Genomic DNA, 20,172 nt, shown 5'->3' on the forward strand with positions numbered 1-20,172 from the left:
TCTGTATGATAGGAACACTATGCCGGTCACCACTATCATTTAAAATGATGGTATTCAGCTGCCTAAGTTGAAATTAGGGACGTATATAAATCCACTCTCATTTAAAATGATAGTGAGAAAGTTCACTTTCCGAATACTGTCGTCTTAAACTACTGTATTATATTTAGAGTGAAATAGATTCTGATGTCATTTAAAACGACACCAGCTTCACGATTAAGAATGAGTATCCCCTGCCCTGTTCCTCTAGATTGGGTTATCATGGTATACTATAGGAAAAATATACTGGTGGTGGGAATGAGTGGGTTGGCTTATTTTTGGATTTTTAGCGTTTTGCGGGGTAGGCATTTTCCTAGTCATGAAATCAATAGATCATCAAAATAACAGAAAAAAAGCACTCGATAGCATTGATGACGAAAATTATTCCCGAGCTTATACTTCAACTGACGGATCAACCAAAATATTCTTCGATGAAACAAGTGAAAAAGTAAAAATTGGCTACATTTCAATTGACAACTTTAAAGACAGTAATGTTACTCCCGTCATAAAAACGTATGACTTCAAAGATATAGTTGATGTTGAGGTTAATATAGATGGCAGTACTGTATCAAAAGTGTCTAAAGGAGATTCGATTTTAGGGGCAACTGTAGGTGGAGCAATCGGAGGCGGAATTGGCGCCATAATTGGAAGTAATAGTGCTTCTAGTAAAACAAGCGATTACATCAATTATATTCATTTAAGAATTTGTTTTGAAGACTACGATACACCCTTCTATGATGTTGCTTTTTACAGTGGAGTTGTTTATGATCCTGAATTACCAACATCGATTAAAAAATCATCGCCTGAAGCTCAGAAAGCTTTAAAGGAAGCAGAAACTTGGTTTAGATATTTCAAATTAGCTATACGAAACGCAGAAAAAGTCGCTCATTAATTTTGGGCGACTTAATTTTTTAAGCGGCTTTCTACTTCGAATAGCCTTTTATTTAGCAGGACTGTTTTGTTGTCTACATTTTGAATCTGTTTTAAATGTGCAGTGATATCTTTCGGTTGGTTTTCTTCCAATCTGTCTAGTTTAACGTTGATTTGATTGAATTCTTTATTCGTATCTTCTCTGAAATCCACAATTTCAGATTTAATTGTCTTCAACTCATTTGAAAGTTCATGGATAGCTTGTAAAATTTTGTCCTCCATTTTGTATCACCCCTCCTCTAATTATAACATCACTTGCAATACTTTTGCTTAGGACTCTTCTTTAACTTCCTCCAAAACAACCACATCTTGAAGATCGCACTCTAAATACTCACATATTTTAATTATTGAGCTCAATGACACAGGTTCATTTCTAGACAACTTTGAAATAGTGGCTGATGATACATCCACATTATTCCTAAGATCCACCTTCTTTTTCCTTTTTTTCACTAATGTAATCTCTAAAGGCATGTAATTTGGTCTTAACTTCAATTTTCCACCCCGTATTCTTTTTTGTGTTCTTATTATACACCAATACACAAAAAATGTTTAATTATAAAACAAAATTTATAAAAAAGTTGTTGACTTGTCTGTTTTTATAATGGTAACCTTTGTTTAGAAACAAAACAAAACAGTCTCTAAACGAAACAAAGAGGTGATAAAAATAAACTTAAAGAAGCTCAAAATTACCAAGGTATTGTTATTAGTGAGGAGGAAGAGCCATGTCACCTAACAATGTTACTGGGACAATATTGTTAGAAGTTTCAAAAAATGTTGATTCTAACAAGGAAGAGTTAGCTATATTGGAGTCCTATTACTCTATTTCAGAAGAAAGAGTCCAACTAGACGAACTGTTGCTTGTGCACAAGAACGGTAAAAAACTAGGAACTGTTAAGGTACATAACGTGAGTATTTCTTGGAATAATTTTAACGGGGGAATGAAAAATGAATCAATTTGAAAGAGCTTTTGATTATAAAGGGAATAATGTAAGAACGTTTATGAGAGATGAAGAAACTTGGTTTGTAGCAAGGGATGTATGTAACATATTAGAAATTGGCAATCCGAGTCAAGCGCTGAGCCGTCTTGATGATGATGAAAAGAATACTATCATTTTAAATGAGGGTATTGGGAATCCAAATAAAACAATCGTTAATGAACCAGGTCTCTACACATTAATCTTGAGCAGTCGCAAACCTGAAGCGAAACAATTCAAACGTTGGGTGACTCATGACGTACTTCCTGTAATTCGCAAAAGCGGGATGTATATCTCAGAGGATGCAACCAGAGAGCAGAAACTATTTAACTACGATTTGTTAGAAGAGACTTTTAGAAATTGTGGAATTGAAAATCTGCATGAACTTTATAAGGAATGTGTGGAATATTACAAAGAAAATAAGATTCGATTAGATTATAAAAGAAGCTCTAAGCATAGACGAAATGATAAGAAAAAATCACTTTCTGATTCTCGAATTGAAATAATGAAAAAGATTGAAAACGTACTTCAAGAACGAGAATTGAATTATAAGCAATCTCTCAATTTTGCCTTTGTATCAGTTGTATCTGAATTATTAAAGATTATTGCATTGGACATTAAGTCAATAAAACACAACAAAACTAGAGGAAAGCTGGCTCAAGCGAGATGACCAAGTTTGTTAATCCCATCATATTAGATGTAGTTGCAATGGTTGATCAAACTTCTTCATCTCAAGAGCTTGCTGATATTTCTACTGAGCGTCTCTTAGCAAAATTTAACGATATACTTGAAATTGTTCTGGTGAATAGACATGGAGAGACTCTCAAACTAGAGGCATATGAGTTGAACTATGAAGTGAACGAATCCGAAGAAGTATAAAGAATATAAAAACAGCTGTGCTGAATGTGTTTTCCTACAAACGGCACAGCTTTTTCAATAAGGCTTCATTTAGAAATTGAAGTTAATATCCCGTCTTCAAAGTACAAGTATTTATTTCCTTTATAAACCCACTGTTTTAAGGTTCTATTTTTAGTGACATTTGTATTAACTTTTGTTGGTCTACCCCACCCGTTCAAAAGCACATCATCTTCCGTCATTCCAATAGATACGTCTTGTGGATTCAATGATCTATCCTCTATTTGTTTCTTCCTTTCGTATTCATCAATCTCATTCTTATCTCTTGCTGCGTTTTGGTTTTTAAGATTCTCTAAAGATTTAATTCTATCCAAATTATCTTTCTTGATTTGCTTGTATTTTAAATCAGTATGAGCATTTGAATGTTTAACCTTATCTAACATGGCTTCAATGTATGCATATGAATCATAGTTTTCAACATTTGTTTTCTTTTCATTTAACTCTTTATTTTTTTTGAAAGCAGAAGCTATAAAATAATAGTCTTTTTGAAAAACTTCCTTTAATTCAGCAGTTTTGCTAATAACCTCATCAAATTTTTCTTCTTTTATAAGCCTTATAAGCTTTCTATCTTCTTCAGTTAATTTGTGCCTATCATTAGCGGAACTCGTTTCTTCATTAGCCGTTACAGTTTTAGTATTAGAAGATTCTTCTGTTACCTTGTTCTGACCACATCCAGACAAGATAACAACAGTTCCCAATATAAATAATATGGATTTCTTCATGGCGTTCCCCCATTTACCTTATGTTAAAAGTATAGCTGTAATAAACTGCTTAATCAAACACAATTTCCCGTATGCACTGAAAGGATGTGAGCAATTAATTGAGCGAACAACTAAAAATATTTGTTACTCCCGTAGCAGATACCTCTTCACAGACAACTGAAAATCTAAACAGGCAAATTAAGCAGTTACAATCCAAACTGAATGCCATTGAGTTAAAAACAAACATTGACACCAACACCCTAAAGACTCTAAAAGAGTTCACTTCTGCATTTGACAAATATCAGTCCAATTTAAAAAATTACAACGACACAGTTAAAGAAACCACAAGAATCACCCAACATCTTAATGGCAATGTTACAAAGGTAACTCAGGAACATAAACGCAGTGGAGAAATTATCCAGCGAACAACTGAGAAAATTAAAGAGCAAACAACCGAAACTAATAAATTAGCAAGTGCTCAACAAAAACTCGGCCAAGTTGTTAAAAATACCGAGAGAATGAATGCTCAAGGTAAAGTTACTGGTTCTACACAGAAAAATCGAGATGGTTACAAGGATTTTACATATAATCTTGATGAAAAAGGAAACGTGAAAAACTCTACTGTTTCCACTAACTTCGATAAAAAAAGAAAAGATATTGATGCGTTAAACGCCTCTCTTCAAAGACTTCGTGAGCAAGGTATTTTATCCGATACCACCCTCTCTTCCCTTGGTCGTAAAATCAACCTTGCTCAATCCTCAGCCCAAATTGATTCCCTCAAGCAAAAAATTCGTACATTAGATGACAAGTCGTCTGCTGTTGCAAAGAATAACGAGCTAAAGCAAACAATTGCACTATATCAAAGACAAGCTCAGCTTAATGCGAACAACTTAACGAGCAAGTATGGAAATAACCTTAGCAACAGTAGCAAAACTCAGATTCAAGAGTACCTTCTTGCTGTTACTCAACTCACCTCTAAAACCCCTGCATTATCCTCAAAGATAAAAGACCTCAATATGCAGTTTAGAGAGCTTTCGTCCTCTATTCAAAACTCAACTCAAAGAGCAACAACATTTGGACAACAATTGGGTGATGCTTTTAGTCGTATTCCAGCATATTTGCTGTCAGGTTCTATATTTTATGGAGCTATTACAGCTCTAAAAAATATAACTCAGCAAGCTGTTGAAATTGACACTCTAATGACAAATATCCGAAGAGTCATGGATTTGCCAGATTACAAATTCAATGAGCTCCTTCAAACTTCATTAGATTTAAGTAATGAATTATCAAACAAAGTATCAGATGTTCTAGAAATTACGGGAAGTTTTGGTCGAATGGGTTTTCAGGCAGATGAACTTTCCGATTTAACCAAAACAGCACAAGTTTTGCAGAATATTTCAGATCTAACTGCATCAGATACTGTAAACACTCTTACTGCAGCCATGCTCAATTTCAACGTATCAGCAAAAGATTCAATTTCTATCGCTGATAAACTTAATGAAGTTGACAACAATTTTGCAATTTCCACGCTCGACATGGCTAATTCGATAAGAAAAGCTGGAAGTACCGCTTCCACCTTCGGTGTTGAATTGAATGACTTAATCGGCTATACAGCAGCCATTGGAAGCACAACACGTGAAAGTGGAAATATAGTCGGTAACTCATTAAAGACCATTTTTGCGAGAATTGGTAATAATAGAAGCTCTATTAAAGCCTTAGATCAAATCGGCATCTCTGTGCAAACGGCAGCTGGTGAAGCAAAAACTTCAAGTCAGTTAATTGGCGAAGTAGCAGAAAAATGGGACAGCTTGTCTGATGCCCAAAAGCAAAACACATCGATTGGTGTTGCGGGTATTTATCAGTTATCTAGATTTAACGCCCTATTGAATAACTACTCTATCTATCAAGACGCAGCTAACACTTCTGCAAACTCAATGGGTTCGGCATGGAAAGAACAAGAAAAGTATGCTGATAGCTTACAGGCACGGATAAACCGCCTTCAAAATACGGTTACTGAATTCGCTGTTGCCGCCAGTGATGCCTTCATTTCAGATGGTCTTATCGCTTCTACAGAAGCTCTAGGAAATTTCATGGGATTGACTACTGGCTTAATTAAAAATATCGGTTTCCTTGCTCCTGCTTTCGCAACAGCTACAGTGGCCACTATACTGTTTTCTAATGCTTTAAGAACAACGGCTATGCAAAGTGGCGCTCAAATCATTAACACACTTAAAGCACTCCCTCTTACATTGCAAACATACTCTACTGGTGCAGGGATAGCAGCAACGACAAATAGAGTTCTTTCCCTTTCTTTTGCCACTTTAGGAAAAGCAGCAAAATCTGCTGGAATGTTTTTAGCTGGAGCCGCATTGCCTATTGCAGGATTTGCTGCATTGGGTTTTGTTGTTGAGAAATTGGTTAGCGCTTATTCTGATGCAAAAAAAGCTCAAGAGGATTTCGAGACTGCACAAAGCACCTCTATCGAAGCTTGGACTACGAATAAAGAAGCTACTCAAGGGTTAATCGATAAGTATAAAGAACTTCGTAAAGCTAAAGATGACAACCAACTAACGCCTGAAAAAGAACAGGAATACTTATCAGTTTCACAACAGTTAGCAGCAACATTCCCTAACCTTGTTGAAGGGTATGATGCTCAAGGTAATGCCATCATTAAGAACAACGAAGCCTTAAAAGAGGCAATTAAATATACTGAAGAGATGGCAAATTTCAATAAACGTGATCTGAAAGATAATGCAGCCTCTAATTTTGAAGATCAAATTAAAAAGCTTAAAGATTTGAACAAAGAAATGGAAGCTAATAAAGCCTTAGCTGATAACTACAAAGAAGGTTCAAGTTGGATTACAAGAATCTTCGAAAACCCTTTCGCAAATAATGATGATTATGTAAAAGAAGGATACAAATACGAACGTGAAGCCTTGCGTGCGAAACAATCAATAGTAAGCGCAAATGCTGAAATTCAGGCTTCAGTATTAGATGTAATCAGTGCCTTTAATTCAATTGATATTAACCCAAACATCAAACAATCAATCACCGATATTTTAAACACAATGGACTTTAGTAAATTGAGTCCTGAACAAATTAAGAGCTTTTCGCAGCAAGTATCTGTCATTATGGACTCGCTCCAAAAATCACTAAACAATGGCAACGGATCGGAATTTGATAAACAAACAGACTCACTGAAATCTCTTATTACTGAGTTTTCTGATGGGAAAGTGAAAGTCGATAACTTGAACCTCTCCTACTCCACGCTTAAGGATTCGTTAGATAAGGCTAAAAATTCTGGCGATTCAGCGAAAGTCACCTGGAATGAAAATGGTGAAGGTGTAGATGAGTTAGGTGAATCGGTTGGAAATCTATCCGATAAGCTCAAAGAAGTTAAAGGTGATATTGAAGCTACGACAGATGTATTAGATCAATTACTACAATCTGGTCAAGCTACTGCAGCGATGGAAGCTTTACAAGGTGATGTATACGATGATTTAGCTGATCAAGTTTCCCCTCTAAATGGTTTATTGGAAAAGATGGCCGAAGGTAAGTCTATTTCTGCTTCAGAAGCGATGAAGCTTATCCAAAAGGAAAAAGATTTAGCTGGGGCTATTTCAATAGAAAACGGAATTGTTAAAATTAATCGTGATGCAGTAATCAAGCTACGAAACGCTAAGGTTAAAGCATATGCAGATATGCAAACTTCCGTAAAACAAGAGTTATTGAATCAAGCGAATGCCTTAAATAAGAAAATCGGGTATTACAAATCTGAAATCACAGCAATTAAAACTGTTCAAGATGCATTGAGAAAAAAGGCAGAGTTGGAAAAGTTAAAAGAAGATTCTTTGAAAATGACCAATGGTAAGCAAGATCAGCTTGCGATTGAACAATTTAAGGCTGCTCAAAGAGATCTTGGTGAATTATCTGGTATCACTGACCAACTGGAAGAATTAGATAAGCTTTCAGAATTAACTCAAGCATCTTTAAATGAAACTGGAACGTCTTTTGAAACAATGTCGGATTCAGCTGACAAGGCTTCAAAATCAACGAAAGATTCAATCTATGTTGCAGACAAATATAAAGAAGCATTAGAGCGAGTCAATAAGCAAATTGAAGAACAAAATAGAAAGACCAACGACTACCCTAAATGGAGTCAGAAATATCGTGATTCAATTAAGAAGGAAATCAAGGCGTTAGAAAGAAAAGAAAAACTTCTTAAGAGTCAGATTAAGCTACTTAAAGAACAAATTAAATCTGGATACATTGCTCAAACGGGCATAGTTGATTCTTCTTCATCCTACTCCCCTTCTAGATCTTCATATTCTGCTTCAGGCGGTTCTTATTCAGGTAAGTATTCAAACATTATTAATCAAGCTGCATCGAAATATAATGTTCCAGCTGCGCTAATCGCTGCGGTTATTAAACAAGAATCTAACTTTAACCCTAATGCTCGTTCACATGCAGGCGCAACAGGATTAATGCAACTTATGCCTGCTACAGCTAGAGGTCTAGGAGTTAAGAATTCTAAAGATCCTTATCAAAATATTATGGGTGGTACTAAGTACCTTAAACAAATGCTTGATAAATTCGGGTCAATTGAAAAAGCTTTAGCCGCATACAATGCGGGGCCTGGCAATGTAACGAAGTATGGCGGCGTACCACCTATTAAAGAAACGCAGAATTACGTTAAGAAAGTGAACAGTTACTTTAAACAAATGGGTGGCTCACTATCCTCTAGTGGTGGATCGGCTGCTGGTTACTATGACTCAATGAGAAGAACATCTCATTTCGGTCAGCAAGAAAAAGGTTTACGATCTGCTCCTCATAAAGGTTTAGATTTAGCTGCTAAATCTGGTACTCCTATCAAGTCTCTAAAATCAGGTAAAGTCCTTACTGCAGCATACTCTAAATCTGCTGGTTATTGGGTAGTTGTTCAACAAGATGACGGCACAGTAGCCAAATACATGCATATGCAAAAAGGACTCAAAGTCAAAGCTGGGCAAAAGGTTCAAGCTGGCCAAACTCTCGGCAAGATGGGAAGCACTGGTCGTTCTACTGGTACTCATCTTCATATGCAGATTGAGAAAAACGGTAAAGCGATTGATCCAGAAGCATATATGCAACAAATCGGATCAGATTTGTCTAGCTCTGAAGCTGAACGTCAACAAGCTATTTCGCAAGCTAAGTCTGATTTATTGGGACTTGAAGGTGACCTATCTTCTGTCAAAGACCAAATTCAAGACCTACAATATGAAATCGTTCAGTCAAAACTTGATGAATTTGAAAAACGTAAGTCTGATTTAGAGTTGAAAGTTGCTCAAAACCAATCTAAAGCCAGTCGCTATCTCAATGATAGTGCTCAGTTTAGAAAATATACAAATGAGCAGCGTAAAGCAGTTGAAGCGCAACAAAAGATACAATCTCAAAAGGTTAGTTGGATAAACAAAGAGCTAAAGCAAAATAAGCAATTAAACGCTGCTCAACGTGATCAATTACGTGAAGAATTAAAGCAAGCTAAACTTGACCTCATCAGCATCAAAGATCAAGTTTATGAGCTACAAGCTACCATTGTTCAATCTAAAACTGATCAAATTCTTAACAATATTGATAAGTCAGTCAAAAAGACTGAATCAAAGCTTAAGAATGTCGACATTAAGATCCAAACAACTGAAGAAGACAAAGATAAAGTTAAGTACTATAGTCAGCAAATCAAGCTGATTCAACAGCAACAAAAAGAAGCTGCTAAATACATAACACAGCTTGAAAAACAGAAAAAATCAGCTAAAGGATTCCCAGAGATCCAAAAGCAAATATCGGATGAGATCGCATCTTGGAAAGATAAGCAAAAGGATTTCAACTTAGAGCTATATCAAACCAAGAAAAGTATTAAAGATATTTACAAATCGCTTGCTGATGAAGTCGTCTCTATCTATAAAGAGATGTACGAAAAGATGCGTGATATCGAACTTGAAGCTCATCGTAAAGCTACTCAAGATATCATTGACGGTATCGATAAGGAAGATGATGAAGCAAAGTTCCAAAAGGATTTAAAAGATCGTCAGGAAAGCATTCAAAAGCTTTTAGAACAGATAAATCAATACGCATTAGATGACTCAGAGTTCGGTAAGTCGAAGGTAAAAGAACTAACTGAACAGATGCAAAAAGAGCAGCTTGACTTAGATCAATTCCTCAAAGATCGTGAAAACTCCAAGCGTAAAGAAGCTTTGCAGGATCAACTTGAAAAAGATGAGAAATCAATCAACACAAAATATGATGATCTTGTAAACGATGAGCGTGGGTTCAAGGATTTAGAAGGAAAATTGATGAATGGTAAGATCAGTGACATCAATAAGCAGCTTTCTGAGTTCACTAAATTCATCAATTCAAATATGGAGTCAATTGGTAAGTCTATCTCTAACAATTTGATTGATAAGCTTAAAGAGGCTTCAAAAGCTCTTGGAGTTGTCGTTAAAGGAAATACAACAGGTAAAAAGGTAGCCGCTTTTGACACTGGTGGTTACACTGGTACTGGCTTAGGTAGCGGTAAATTAGCTGTACTCCATGATAAAGAGCTAGTTCTTAACAAGACTGACACTGAAAATATGCTTAAAGCTGTCGAAATCGTAAGAGACATCAGCCAAAATGATATGTCGTTTACCCCGAAATGGGGAACTGGACAAAAGCTGAGTTCAGTGATTTCTGCAGTTCCGACCGAAGTTAAGATGGCTGGTGCGAATATTGTTAAAAGTGCTGCGTCAGCTATCAGCATTATTCCTAGCGCTATCACCAAACTTACCAAAGCTCCTCAGCCTTCTGTAAACAGCACAGATAACAACGTAGGCAATATTGGCGAATTGCATTTTCATATTGAAAATATGTATGGTGACCAGAATACAGTAGATAAGTTTTCTGATACTGTTATAAAGAAAATCACTAACTATACCAAACAGAATTATGGAAGTTTATAAAGAGCCTAGCCTTTAGGCTCTTACTTCGTTTAAAAAGGTGATTAAATGATTAGAGAAAGTCAATACTTTATCTTTAACCACATCAGATCTACAGACATGGGTGTAGCGAATGTTAATACTGACGGTGGATTACAAGAGGAAAATTTTTTAGCGGGAAAGACAGTTAACGAGACTTTTATAAAAGGCCGGTCAGAACCCATTGTTGATAGCGTTGCCTATGAGCCGTACGAAGTTTCTTTAAATTTCTATGTAGATCAGAATATCAAAGAGGGTTTCTATAAGAATAGGAATTTGACTCAAAAGAAACTTAGAGAAATTGCAAGTTGGTTAAGTGTTACAGATTACTCCCCTCTCGCCTTCAGCTCAAATTTAGATATTATCTATTATGCAATGCCTGTAAATCCGATTGATTTGGTTCATAACTGTTCTGAAGATGGGTACGTTCGGCTAACTATGAAGGTACTCCCTTTTAAATTCGGAGTTAAGGTAGTCTCCCCCTGGATAGACCCCTCAAGACATCAAGATAATATTTTAAAAATAGACAATAAAGGTGATCTTGATATACCTCTTTCAATGGAAATTAAAAAAATAGGTAATGGAGATATTCAAATCACAAATCTCAGTTCATATAGGAGTCCGTTTTCTTTTGATGGATTAATGGATAATGAAATTGTAAAAGTTGATTCAATTAAAGAAATCTTAGAATCGAGTGTTTCTGGCTATGAATGCTATGAACAGTCTAATGAAAATTTTATTGTGCTTGGCAAGGGGCAAAATCGAATTAAAGTCGAAGGATCTTGTTTGATTAGATTTAGTTATCGCTTTAAATATTTCTAGGAGGTGAAGCTTCCGTTGAATCTAGGTGAATTCACTTTCAAGCCAGGTAAACTTAGACTTGAATTGTGCAAAACGAATAAAAAGAAAATAGCTAACATAGTGGATTTCTCAAATGCATCTGTAAACTTGAATCATGCTGCAATTAACGACTTGACTTTTAATATACCTCTTAAAGCTAGGTATGGTGATGAAATTAAAACAAACCACGTCACTAAGCTAATTAAGGAATGGTACCTAATCAAAGCAACATTCTTGAACCGTACAGAATACTATGTAATTGACAGTATTACAGATTCCAGTAGCCAAGAAAAAGATGATATTCAGATTAATTGCCAACTAACTCCTTACATGCTTCACAAATCTAAGATCATGCAGTACGAAGGCATTTCTAAGAATTTAAAAGAGATTGGCGAAGTTTGTTTAAACGAAACAAGTTGGACTGTAGGCGAAATTGATAATTCCTTCAACGAAAAAAGGCGTTCATTTTCAATCAGCTCTATGACATCAAGATATGATTTTTTAAAAAACATCTGCGAAACGTTTGATGCAACGCCAGTTTTCGATACCATCAAAAACACAGTCTCATTCTACAGAAGTGATGAAATCTCAAAGTTTAAAGGTGTTAAAATTTCTTCTCATAACTTTATGATTGATATGACAGACACTCGTAGCATGGAAGATGTTGTTACCAGACTTCACGTAACTGGAAAAGATGGCATTGTGATAAATTCAGTTAATCCAACAGGTCAAGGATACTTAGATGACTTCAGCTTCTTTTTAAGCCCTTTTCAGCGTGATGAAAATAGGATTGTAATTAAGAAAAGTGATTACATGAGCAATGAACTGTGTCATGCCTTGTTAGACTACAATGAAATGGTGGATAAAGAGTCCGAAACATTTAAACGTCTGCTGGATGAAAAAAAACACATAGAAGCCAATAAGACAACTCAGGAAAATGAGCTATATGTGCTGAAAAATTTAGAATTACAACAAATTTTGGATCGAATTGAAGTGGTTAAAGAAACCAATGGTGATACTAAGGATTTAATCAAACAAAGGGATTTAAAATTAAGTCAGGTTGATACTAAAAAAAGTGAAATTACTCAAAGCGAAGCAAAAATTAATTCATTGACCAGTGACATTACTACTTTGAAAAATCGATTAGATATGCCCGCTTTTTTGGGCGAAATGCTGTTCAACGAGTTAATTCCGTTTATTCACAAAGGAGAATGGACTAACGACAACATTTTTGATGAAACGGAACTGTATGAAAAAAGCTATGAAGAGTTAGAGAAACGAAGATCCCCCCCTATTGACATTAAGACAAACATAGTCAACCTGTATAATGCAGTAAGTGAAAAAGACTATTGGAATAGAATTTCTTTAGGTGACATAGTAAGAATTCAAAACAAAGAATTTGGCACTGAGTATAGAGCTACTTTAGCTGGGATGAGCTTGAATTTTGATGATTCCACTATTTCTGTGACACTTACAAATGGCAAAAAACCAAAAAGCATTGAGCAAGAATGGTCAGATATGCTCTATAGAAATAAAAAGGCTTCGACTGAGTTCAACACTCGTAAAATTGACTATGATCGGCTTGCTACCAATTACAATGCACGTAATGACCGTATTTCAATTCCTCCTTCTACTCCGATTGTAGGAGTGAAATCCGTATCACACAAAGTAAATGAAAATGGTTCTGTAGATATTTCGGTCTCTTGGATTTATCCAACCTCTGATGAAGATAAATACAACATTGACGGCTTTATCGTACATTGTTATCCTGACACTTCTTCAGATACCTACTTGTTTGGCGCTTCGTTAGCTAAGGAGCAACGAATTTCTGTCAGATATGATAAGCGAATAGCTACCTTTACATCACAAGTTCCAACAAAATATTTCACCTTTGGAGTACAAGCATACAGAAATGTTGAAACTTCTATTAGTTCAAATGGTGTTTTGTTATCTGATATAGTTCAACCGCAAACGCCAAGTGAGAATCCGTATAGGCCTTCCAGTACCGTTGAGGTTAAAGGAAAAGTAAATGGATTGTATCAGATTTCTACGAATGAAAAGCCTTCTAATCCTGACGTTGGTACTCTTTGGATTAATCCTGCAACTAATAAATCTGAACTATATGATGGTGAACAATGGATTGTCCAGACTGCAGGTAGTGCAGACTCTTTAAATGGGATCACTCCTGCTTTACATGAAGAACCAAACACTATACCTGTAAGAGATGATAAAGGTGTAATTTCAGCATCTATTTCGGGTAGCGCATCTAAATTAGGCGAGTATACTGACCAAGATTTTATTCTAAAGACAGATAGAGATGCGCCGAACGGTGTTGCAGCATTAGATGCTAATGGAAAGATTAAGTCGACTAATCTGCAGCAATTAAGTTTTGTAGGCACATATATCGGCAATGGGACTCGAAACAGAACAGTCCCTCTCCCCTTCACCCCTTCCTTAGTTAAAGTTAAATCAACAGTTCAAAGCGATCCTGCATTAGCTATTGTAAGCACAAGCGGTGGATACGTTGAGGAAATATTCGAATCAAATATCTATTTTAAAGGAATAAACAACCTTCCTGACAACACAAACGGCCGACTTGTAGACATGGGATTTATGACAGGTTCTGATTCTACGTTTAAAGGTAACAAACAAGGAGTTACGTACTATTTCGAAGCTTACAGAAATCTATAAGAAAGGAGTGATACTGAATGGATTTCCCAAAACTTTATAATGACCCTGTCTTGTACCACAAAAGAAAAAATACATATGACGATCCATATATGAGCTATGATGAAACCCACTCTATTCTAAACGGAAGTATATTTTTAACCGAAAACCCTAATCGTGAAAATAGAGTTGTTGTAATTGGCGGCAATATTGAGTGGAAAGAAATTGAAGATGGTGAATTAGAAGATGACTGTTATCGTGTTGATTACATGATGGGAGTTGTCTTTTTTAATGCCTCTAACGACGGAAAAGAATTGCAAGTTAAATACGTTGGCGAAGGTGCTCACTTCTTCCCTGCAGCACGTATTTGGATTAAACGTTCAGGTAATACAGTCGTTGAGACACTTCAAGGATTAATTGATGAAGCAGAAGATTGCATTATTCGCATGAACGAGAGAATTTTAGAGTGTGAACGAGTCATCAAACGCTGTATAGAAATAACTACTTGGTGCCGTCAAATCACTTCACAATATGAACGTGTCGTTGAAGAAACTAAGAAGAAATACTACCCATCTGTCAATAACTACTCTGATTTAATTGTTGAATACCCAAACCCGCAGGTCGGTTGGACTGTCGCTGTTAAGAACATCAAAACAGTTTATCGTTGGGATGGATTCGAATGGGTTGATATAGGTGTTTCAGAAGTCTATGAAGGATTCAACATTCTTTTGAGTGCTTATGAGCCCCACAGTTTAAATTATATTTGGTATCAAGATGAGAGTTTAAGTCCTACCAAGAAAAGAGTTGTCATTTCTAATGCAGCTCCAGAAACAGGGCAGATATGGTATAAGCCTGATTGATACACATAAAGGAGGAATTAATTAATGGGTTTTAGAATGCCACATCCTGTTACTGGCGAATATGTACCAATGGCCATTGAATTGCTGAAATCTGATGGTGTTGGATATACTGCACCTGAAATTAAAGCCAAATTTGATGGAATTCTAGATTCAGTAACAAACCTATCTACAACAACTTCTGATAAGCTGAAAGAAATGGCTGATTTAATTGGAGACATTGGCGAGCTTGCAGGAGATACTGGAAGTATTGTAGATACAATTAAAAAAGAACTAAACCAACGTGGGATAAACGTTAAATGGCTTGGTGCAGTTGGAGATGGCGAAACAGATGACACATCAGCTTTCCTTGCTGCAGAAGCTCTATCTAACAATGAGTATCCGATCTTCGTTCCACCAGGTACTTATTTAGCTGATCAAGCCGACTTGAAAGGCAATTACTTCGGTAACGGCGCATTCCTTATTGTCAAAGAAAGAGAAGCTTTTAATGCTACGGCTCCCCCAAGTCAAAAAAGAGATCAACGTCTGTTCCCTCTTACCTCTACCCCTCTTCCTATCCTCAATGAATTCTATGGAAAAAATTCAGGATACAAAATTACTTTAGACGCTTACGGCAACACATCTACAGGGGAAGATTCTTTAAGAAACCTTACTTCTGGTAAGCAAAATACTGCTGTTGGCTTCTTATCTCAAATGAATAACCAAACACAATACTCAAACGTTTCAATTGGTGGAAGTTCATTAGCCCAAGGAACTTATTACAGCCGTACTACAGCTATCGGAAACAACTCCTTAAAATGGGCAGGTATTAAAGATCCCATAGTTTCTAGACATGAGTTGTGGCTTAATGAGAAAGATTTGAATAATATTTGGAATATTTCAGGGACGGATTCTTACATTCTTAAGCAGATGAACCCAGAAGTTGAGAAGCTGATTCAGCCTACAGGATATCCTGCTCCACAAGGTGCTGTTATTGTTAACGAGGGCGGAGGATTTCCTGCAGCAACTTCTTCATCTCAAGTGCTAGGGAATACTGGAATTGGTCGTAACGCCTTGCTTCAATTGGTTAGAGGTATCCATAATACCGCAATTGGATATCAAGCTCTGGCAAGATCTTATACTACCGAAAGATGTACTGCTATTGGTGCGTTTGCATTGGCCAACAACCTCGCTGGCAAAGAAAATATCGGTATTGGCAGAAATGCGATGAAATATAACCAAACTGGTCAAAAGAACATTGTTATCGGTAATAACGCTATGGGTTATGACGTATTTGGTACCAGAAATATTTTCATTGGACATCAAGCTGGCCAAAGATCAAACGGAAATAAGAATGCCTCCCATACTTTAAATACCGTTATTGGAACATATGCTCATCAAAATAAAACAGACGGCGAAGCAAACGTCTCTATCGGTGCTAGAACACTTCTAAACGGTGCAAATGGCAGTCGAAACGTTGTTGTAGGAACGGAAGCTGGCATTAACTATACTGGCAATAACTCTATTATCATCGGGAATAAAGCGATGCCTAGCAGTAACCAAGATCGATTATTGTGGATTGATTATGGCAATGACGGCAATGCCTCTCCTTTCATCTATGGTGATATGGGAAATAACATTATGAACGTTCGTGCAAACTTGCGACCAGACACTGATGCTTCTCAATCGTTAGGTGCGCCTTCCAGACGATGGGCAAACATCTATGCTTCAAATGGAACGATCAACACTTCTGATGAAAGATACAAACAAAACATTACTGATATTCCTGATGAATGGCTGGATGCTTGGTCTGAAGTTAATTTCTGTAGATTTAAATTTAAAGATGCAGTAATTGAAAAAGGAAGTTCTGCAAGATGGCATATTGGTGTCATTGCTCAGAAAATTGATGAAGTGTTTAAAAAGCATGGCTTGGATGCAACTGAAATTGGATTGCTTTGTTATGACAAGTGGGATTCTGAATTTGTAAACAAGGTAGACCCTAAAACAGGTGAATTCACTGGAGGAACAATCGAAGTTGTAAAAGGCGGGTACATGTGGGGCATTCGTGCTGATGAGTGTCAATTCCTAGAAATGGCTCTAATGAGACGTGAAACCGAAAAGATGCAGCAAGAGATGCGTGAACTTAAGGCTGCATTATTGAAATAAAACTATGATTTTATAGGAATATATTCAATACATAACAGAGAAAGACAGAGCATGTGTGAGAACGAGAGAGCTTGGGTTATCCCCTGCTCTCTTTTTGTGCTCAAAAAATTAATTGGAGGAATTTACTTAATGAACATTATTCAAAGTTTGTTGACTCCCAACAAATACTCCAGACCTCAAACAGCTTTAAAAGGTGTGAAAGCTGTTGTAATTCACTGGGTTGCTAATCCAGGATCATCTGCAGAAGGAAACCGCAATTTCTTCAACAATCGTAAAAGTGGTACCTCGGGCTTTGGATCAGCACATTACATTGTAGAAGGTACTAAAGTAATTCAGTGCTTACCAAATAGTGAGTTAGCTTATCATGTTGGTTCAAATGTTTACACAGCGAGTGCACTTAGAAACTTGAGCTCTTATCCAAACAACTGTACCATCGGCATCGAAATGACTCACCCTGATTGGACAGGTAAGCCTGATGCTACAACTTATAAAACAACTGTAGAATTAGCTGCTTCCCTTCTTAAAACATATGGTCTAAAATCTGAAAACCTATGGACACATCACCAAGTAGTAGGATGGAAAGATTGTCATCGCTATTACACTAACAACCCTAACGCATGGGTGCAGTTTGTTAGCGATGTTAATAAAGCTTTAACAGGTAAAACTGTAACTATTCCAACACCAAAACCATCAAACAATAACGATCTTGAATTGGTCGAAGCTTACGGTCTTGGTGATAAAGGTGCAAAAGTTAAAGAAATTCAGTCTAATCTAATTAAACTTGGCTATAAATTACCTAAATACGGTGCGGACTCCCACTTTGGTGATGAAACTGTTGCTGCTGTGAAGGCATTCCAAAAAGCAAACAAGCTTGCAGTAGATGGAATCGCTGGTAAAGCAACTCTTGCTAAAATTAAAGAGTTGCTAGCTAAATCAAAAACCCCTTCTCCCACTACTCCCTCCAAGTCTACCTCTTCTAAAGCAAGTGGCTCTCTAAAATCTAAAGTAGACGGTCTTCGATTTTACGCTAAAGCCTCATGGGATGATAAAGATGTTGTAGGTACTGTCAATAAAGGCGTTGGTTTCCCTACTGTTGTCGAAAAAGTTAAGGTCGAAACATCGTATCAATATAAAGTGAAAAACTCTAAGGGTGCGACTTATTACATTACTGCTTCTGATAAGTATGTTGAAGTAACAGGCGCAGTTAAAACATCTACTCCTGTTAAGAAAGCCACAAAACCAAAACAAGCAGCTAAGAGCTCATCAGTTAAATCTGTTGGAAAGATCAAAATTATCGGCGTTTCAAATGCAGCTATTATTATGGATAAGCCTGACCGCAATTCAGCCAAGAATTTAGACACCATCGCTTTAGACAAAACAATTGAAATTTCAGGATCTGTAAAAGGTTCTAACAACCCCAAAGGATACTGGGAAGTAATTTATAAAGGTAAACGAGCCTATATTTCAGGTCAGTACGGAAGTAAAGTATAACTAAATTAATATAGATTTTTGTGGATTTACAAATATCCATGAGAATTTATAAAAATCAACTTCAAGGAGGTGATGAGTCATCTCCTTTTTAATTGTAGAGGATGGTATTTATGGCTGATGGAAATTACGATGTTTTAAAACTTGAGATTGACCACATCAAAAACAATATTAGAGAACTTGAAGCTGATAGAAAAATAATGATGAAAACTAATCAGACATTAAGTGAAAATGTTGTCAGAATTACAACTTTGCTAGAAAATCAGGCCACAAACATCAATGAACAAAATAGAAAAATTGATACAAATCAACAACACTTGAATAATGAAATAGCTGGTTTAAGAAATGAACTGCAAAGAAGTGCTGATCTTCAAACTAAATGGTATCAAGACTTTCTCTCAAGCGCCTCAGGCCAAGTATTTAAAATATTATTAATCGTTGTGCTTGGTTTACTTGGAGCCAATCTTGCAGGTGTAGACATTATGAAATTATTCGGAAAGTAGGAATGTTAAATGAAAATCAACTGGAAAGTACGTTTAAAAAAGAAAACATTTTGGGTAGCTATCTTCTCTGCTACTCTTATTTTTGTTCAATCTATTGCTCAATCATTCGGATATGATTTGACTGGTCTTGGTGATGACTTAACTGAAAAATTTAATGCTTTTCTTACTCTGTTAACTGTTATGGGTATTGTAGTTGATCCTACTACTAAAGGCGTGTCAGACAGCGATCAAGCTTTAGAATATGATGAGCCAAGAGAATAATGAATACTGTTAATATTAAGTATTCGCCATACCCAAATCAATTCAAAGAAGCTCATATTAATGCAGAGGGTGAAGAAAAAACCCTCACTCTATTACTTGATGAAATAGAAGTCCCTGCTTCAAGCGAAGAAAGTGATGTAGTGGTTTTCCCTGTTCTCAAGATTTCACTTTCTGAAGGCTTGGGCAACGAAGACATTTTAAGGATGGAAAAAGAAGATGCTAAAGCATTTCTTCAAGTTTTAAAAGATATGATTAAACAAATGTGAGAGAGGTAATCCCTCTCTTTTTTTTCATTTTTAATGGAGGTTAAATTATGCGATTAGGATCTGGATACAAAGGCTCTTTAAAACTAGAGTCAACAAACATTGAGAACTTCGATATTGTCCCTCCAGAATCACAAGGTTCTAATAGGCCGACACAGTTTTATAAATTTCAATTTCGCAATGACCAAGATTGCACTGTTTCTATAAATCACGGAGAACCGATTTTCATCAGGTCTGGGGATGGCTTTTCAATGGATCATATAGACACTCCTATCTTTAGCTTTGTAATCAAAGAAAAAGGAATTCAGTATAACTTTGCAGGTGCTCACACATGAGTTTTTTCAACCCGAGAGTAAGTAGCGGAATATCACTGAAATGGTCTTTTGAATATATCCCTAATGAGAACGAGCAGACAGTCTCGTTTATTGAAGTTCCAGATTACGACCCAACTAAAGATCAACTTGCAGTTATTGTTGGAGGAGTTGAGTGCTCCCCTTCCTCTTATGTAAAAACCGATAAAAACAATATAACCTTCAATAACCCAGTTGATACGAATTTGTTCGAGATCATGGTGAGATGTTTTGGATAGAAATGAGGTGATAA

Annotated in this window: 18 protein-coding genes; 15 read left to right on the forward strand and 3 right to left on the reverse strand. The window is 36.3% G+C overall.

The window, feature by feature from the left end:
- Positions 1-298: 298 nt before the first annotated feature.
- Positions 299-928 (forward strand): hypothetical protein, encoded by a 630-nt coding sequence (locus ASG46_RS10780; protein WP_056704586.1) that lies wholly within the window; start codon positions 299-301, stop codon positions 926-928.
- Positions 929-939: 11 nt separating this feature from the next.
- Here ASG46_RS10780 and ASG46_RS10785 read toward each other — a convergent pair whose 3' ends face one another.
- Complete coding sequence (locus tag ASG46_RS10785; RefSeq protein WP_056704588.1) at positions 940-1,188, reverse strand: hypothetical protein; 249 nt, start codon at positions 1,186-1,188, stop codon at positions 940-942.
- Between the two features lie 48 nt (positions 1,189-1,236).
- Positions 1,237-1,437: a helix-turn-helix domain-containing protein gene (locus ASG46_RS10790; RefSeq protein WP_235562237.1), complete on the reverse strand. Its 201-nt coding sequence runs from the start codon at positions 1,435-1,437 to the stop codon at positions 1,237-1,239.
- Between the two features lie 251 nt (positions 1,438-1,688).
- Between ASG46_RS10790 and ASG46_RS10795 the strand changes: the two genes are divergently transcribed.
- Genes ASG46_RS10795 through ASG46_RS10805 form a run of 3 tightly spaced genes read left to right on the forward strand, consistent with a single transcriptional unit; the run spans position 1,689 to position 2,819 of the window.
- On the forward strand, positions 1,689-1,925 hold the full coding sequence (locus ASG46_RS10795; RefSeq protein ID WP_056704591.1) for a hypothetical protein: 237 nt from the start codon (positions 1,689-1,691) through the stop codon (positions 1,923-1,925).
- A complete protein-coding gene (locus tag ASG46_RS10800; RefSeq protein WP_056704592.1) occupies positions 1,912-2,610 on the forward strand; it encodes a BRO-N domain-containing protein in 699 nt (232 codons plus the stop codon). The genes ASG46_RS10795 and ASG46_RS10800 overlap by 14 nt, the downstream gene beginning before the upstream one ends.
- Positions 2,607-2,819, forward strand: a complete 213-nt coding sequence (locus tag ASG46_RS10805) for a hypothetical protein (RefSeq protein ID WP_056704594.1) — start codon at positions 2,607-2,609, stop codon at positions 2,817-2,819. The genes ASG46_RS10800 and ASG46_RS10805 overlap by 4 nt, the downstream gene beginning before the upstream one ends.
- 65 nt (positions 2,820-2,884) lie before the next feature.
- Here the strand turns inward: ASG46_RS10805 and ASG46_RS10810 are convergent, their stop codons facing one another.
- Positions 2,885-3,577 carry a hypothetical protein gene (locus tag ASG46_RS10810; RefSeq protein ID WP_056704596.1) on the reverse strand — a complete coding sequence of 231 codons (693 nt, stop codon included), beginning with the start codon at positions 3,575-3,577 and terminating at the stop codon, positions 2,885-2,887.
- A gap of 98 nt (positions 3,578-3,675) precedes the next feature.
- On the opposite strand from ASG46_RS10810, the gene ASG46_RS10815 reads away from it, so the two are divergent.
- The 11 genes from ASG46_RS10815 (at position 3,676) to ASG46_RS10865 (ending at position 20,158) form a co-directional block, all read left to right on the forward strand.
- On the forward strand, positions 3,676-10,530 hold the full coding sequence (locus ASG46_RS10815) for a phage tail tape measure protein (protein ID WP_056704598.1): 6,855 nt from the start codon (positions 3,676-3,678) through the stop codon (positions 10,528-10,530).
- A gap of 45 nt (positions 10,531-10,575) precedes the next feature.
- Positions 10,576-11,367 carry a phage tail domain-containing protein gene (locus ASG46_RS10820; RefSeq protein ID WP_056704600.1) on the forward strand — a complete coding sequence of 264 codons (792 nt, stop codon included), beginning with the start codon at positions 10,576-10,578 and terminating at the stop codon, positions 11,365-11,367.
- 15 nt (positions 11,368-11,382) lie between these two features.
- The gene (locus ASG46_RS10825; protein ID WP_056704602.1) at positions 11,383-14,076 is read left to right on the forward strand and encodes a DUF7359 domain-containing protein; all 2,694 of its coding nucleotides are present in this window, start codon (positions 11,383-11,385) and stop codon (positions 14,074-14,076) included.
- 17 nt (positions 14,077-14,093) lie between these two features.
- Positions 14,094-14,912, forward strand: coding sequence for a hypothetical protein (locus ASG46_RS10830; protein ID WP_056704605.1), 819 nt, complete (start codon positions 14,094-14,096; stop codon positions 14,910-14,912).
- A 24-nt stretch (positions 14,913-14,936) separates the two neighbouring features.
- Positions 14,937-17,054, forward strand: a complete 2,118-nt coding sequence (locus tag ASG46_RS10835) for a tail fiber domain-containing protein (RefSeq protein ID WP_056704607.1) — start codon at positions 14,937-14,939, stop codon at positions 17,052-17,054.
- Between the two features lie 129 nt (positions 17,055-17,183).
- Positions 17,184-18,545, forward strand: coding sequence for an N-acetylmuramoyl-L-alanine amidase (locus ASG46_RS21635; protein WP_162242781.1), 1,362 nt, complete (start codon positions 17,184-17,186; stop codon positions 18,543-18,545).
- Positions 18,546-18,655: 110 nt separating this feature from the next.
- Positions 18,656-19,045 carry a hypothetical protein gene (locus ASG46_RS10845; RefSeq protein WP_073208319.1) on the forward strand — a complete coding sequence of 130 codons (390 nt, stop codon included), beginning with the start codon at positions 18,656-18,658 and terminating at the stop codon, positions 19,043-19,045.
- A gap of 9 nt (positions 19,046-19,054) precedes the next feature.
- On the forward strand, positions 19,055-19,306 hold the full coding sequence (locus ASG46_RS10850) for a phage holin (protein ID WP_056704611.1): 252 nt from the start codon (positions 19,055-19,057) through the stop codon (positions 19,304-19,306).
- Entirely contained in the window at positions 19,306-19,572 is a 267-nt protein-coding gene (locus tag ASG46_RS10855) for a hypothetical protein (RefSeq protein ID WP_056704614.1), read from the forward strand. The genes ASG46_RS10850 and ASG46_RS10855 overlap by 1 nt, the downstream gene beginning before the upstream one ends.
- A gap of 47 nt (positions 19,573-19,619) precedes the next feature.
- The gene (locus ASG46_RS10860; RefSeq protein ID WP_044141823.1) at positions 19,620-19,904 is read left to right on the forward strand and encodes a hypothetical protein; all 285 of its coding nucleotides are present in this window, start codon (positions 19,620-19,622) and stop codon (positions 19,902-19,904) included.
- Positions 19,901-20,158 carry a hypothetical protein gene (locus ASG46_RS10865; RefSeq protein ID WP_056704618.1) on the forward strand — a complete coding sequence of 86 codons (258 nt, stop codon included), beginning with the start codon at positions 19,901-19,903 and terminating at the stop codon, positions 20,156-20,158. Before ASG46_RS10860 ends, ASG46_RS10865 begins: the two co-directional genes overlap by 4 nt.
- Positions 20,159-20,172 lie beyond the last annotated feature (14 nt).

Source organism: Bacillus sp. Leaf49 (genome assembly GCF_001426125.1).
GTDB classification, from domain to species: domain Bacteria; phylum Bacillota; class Bacilli; order Bacillales; family Bacillaceae; genus Bacillus; species Bacillus altitudinis.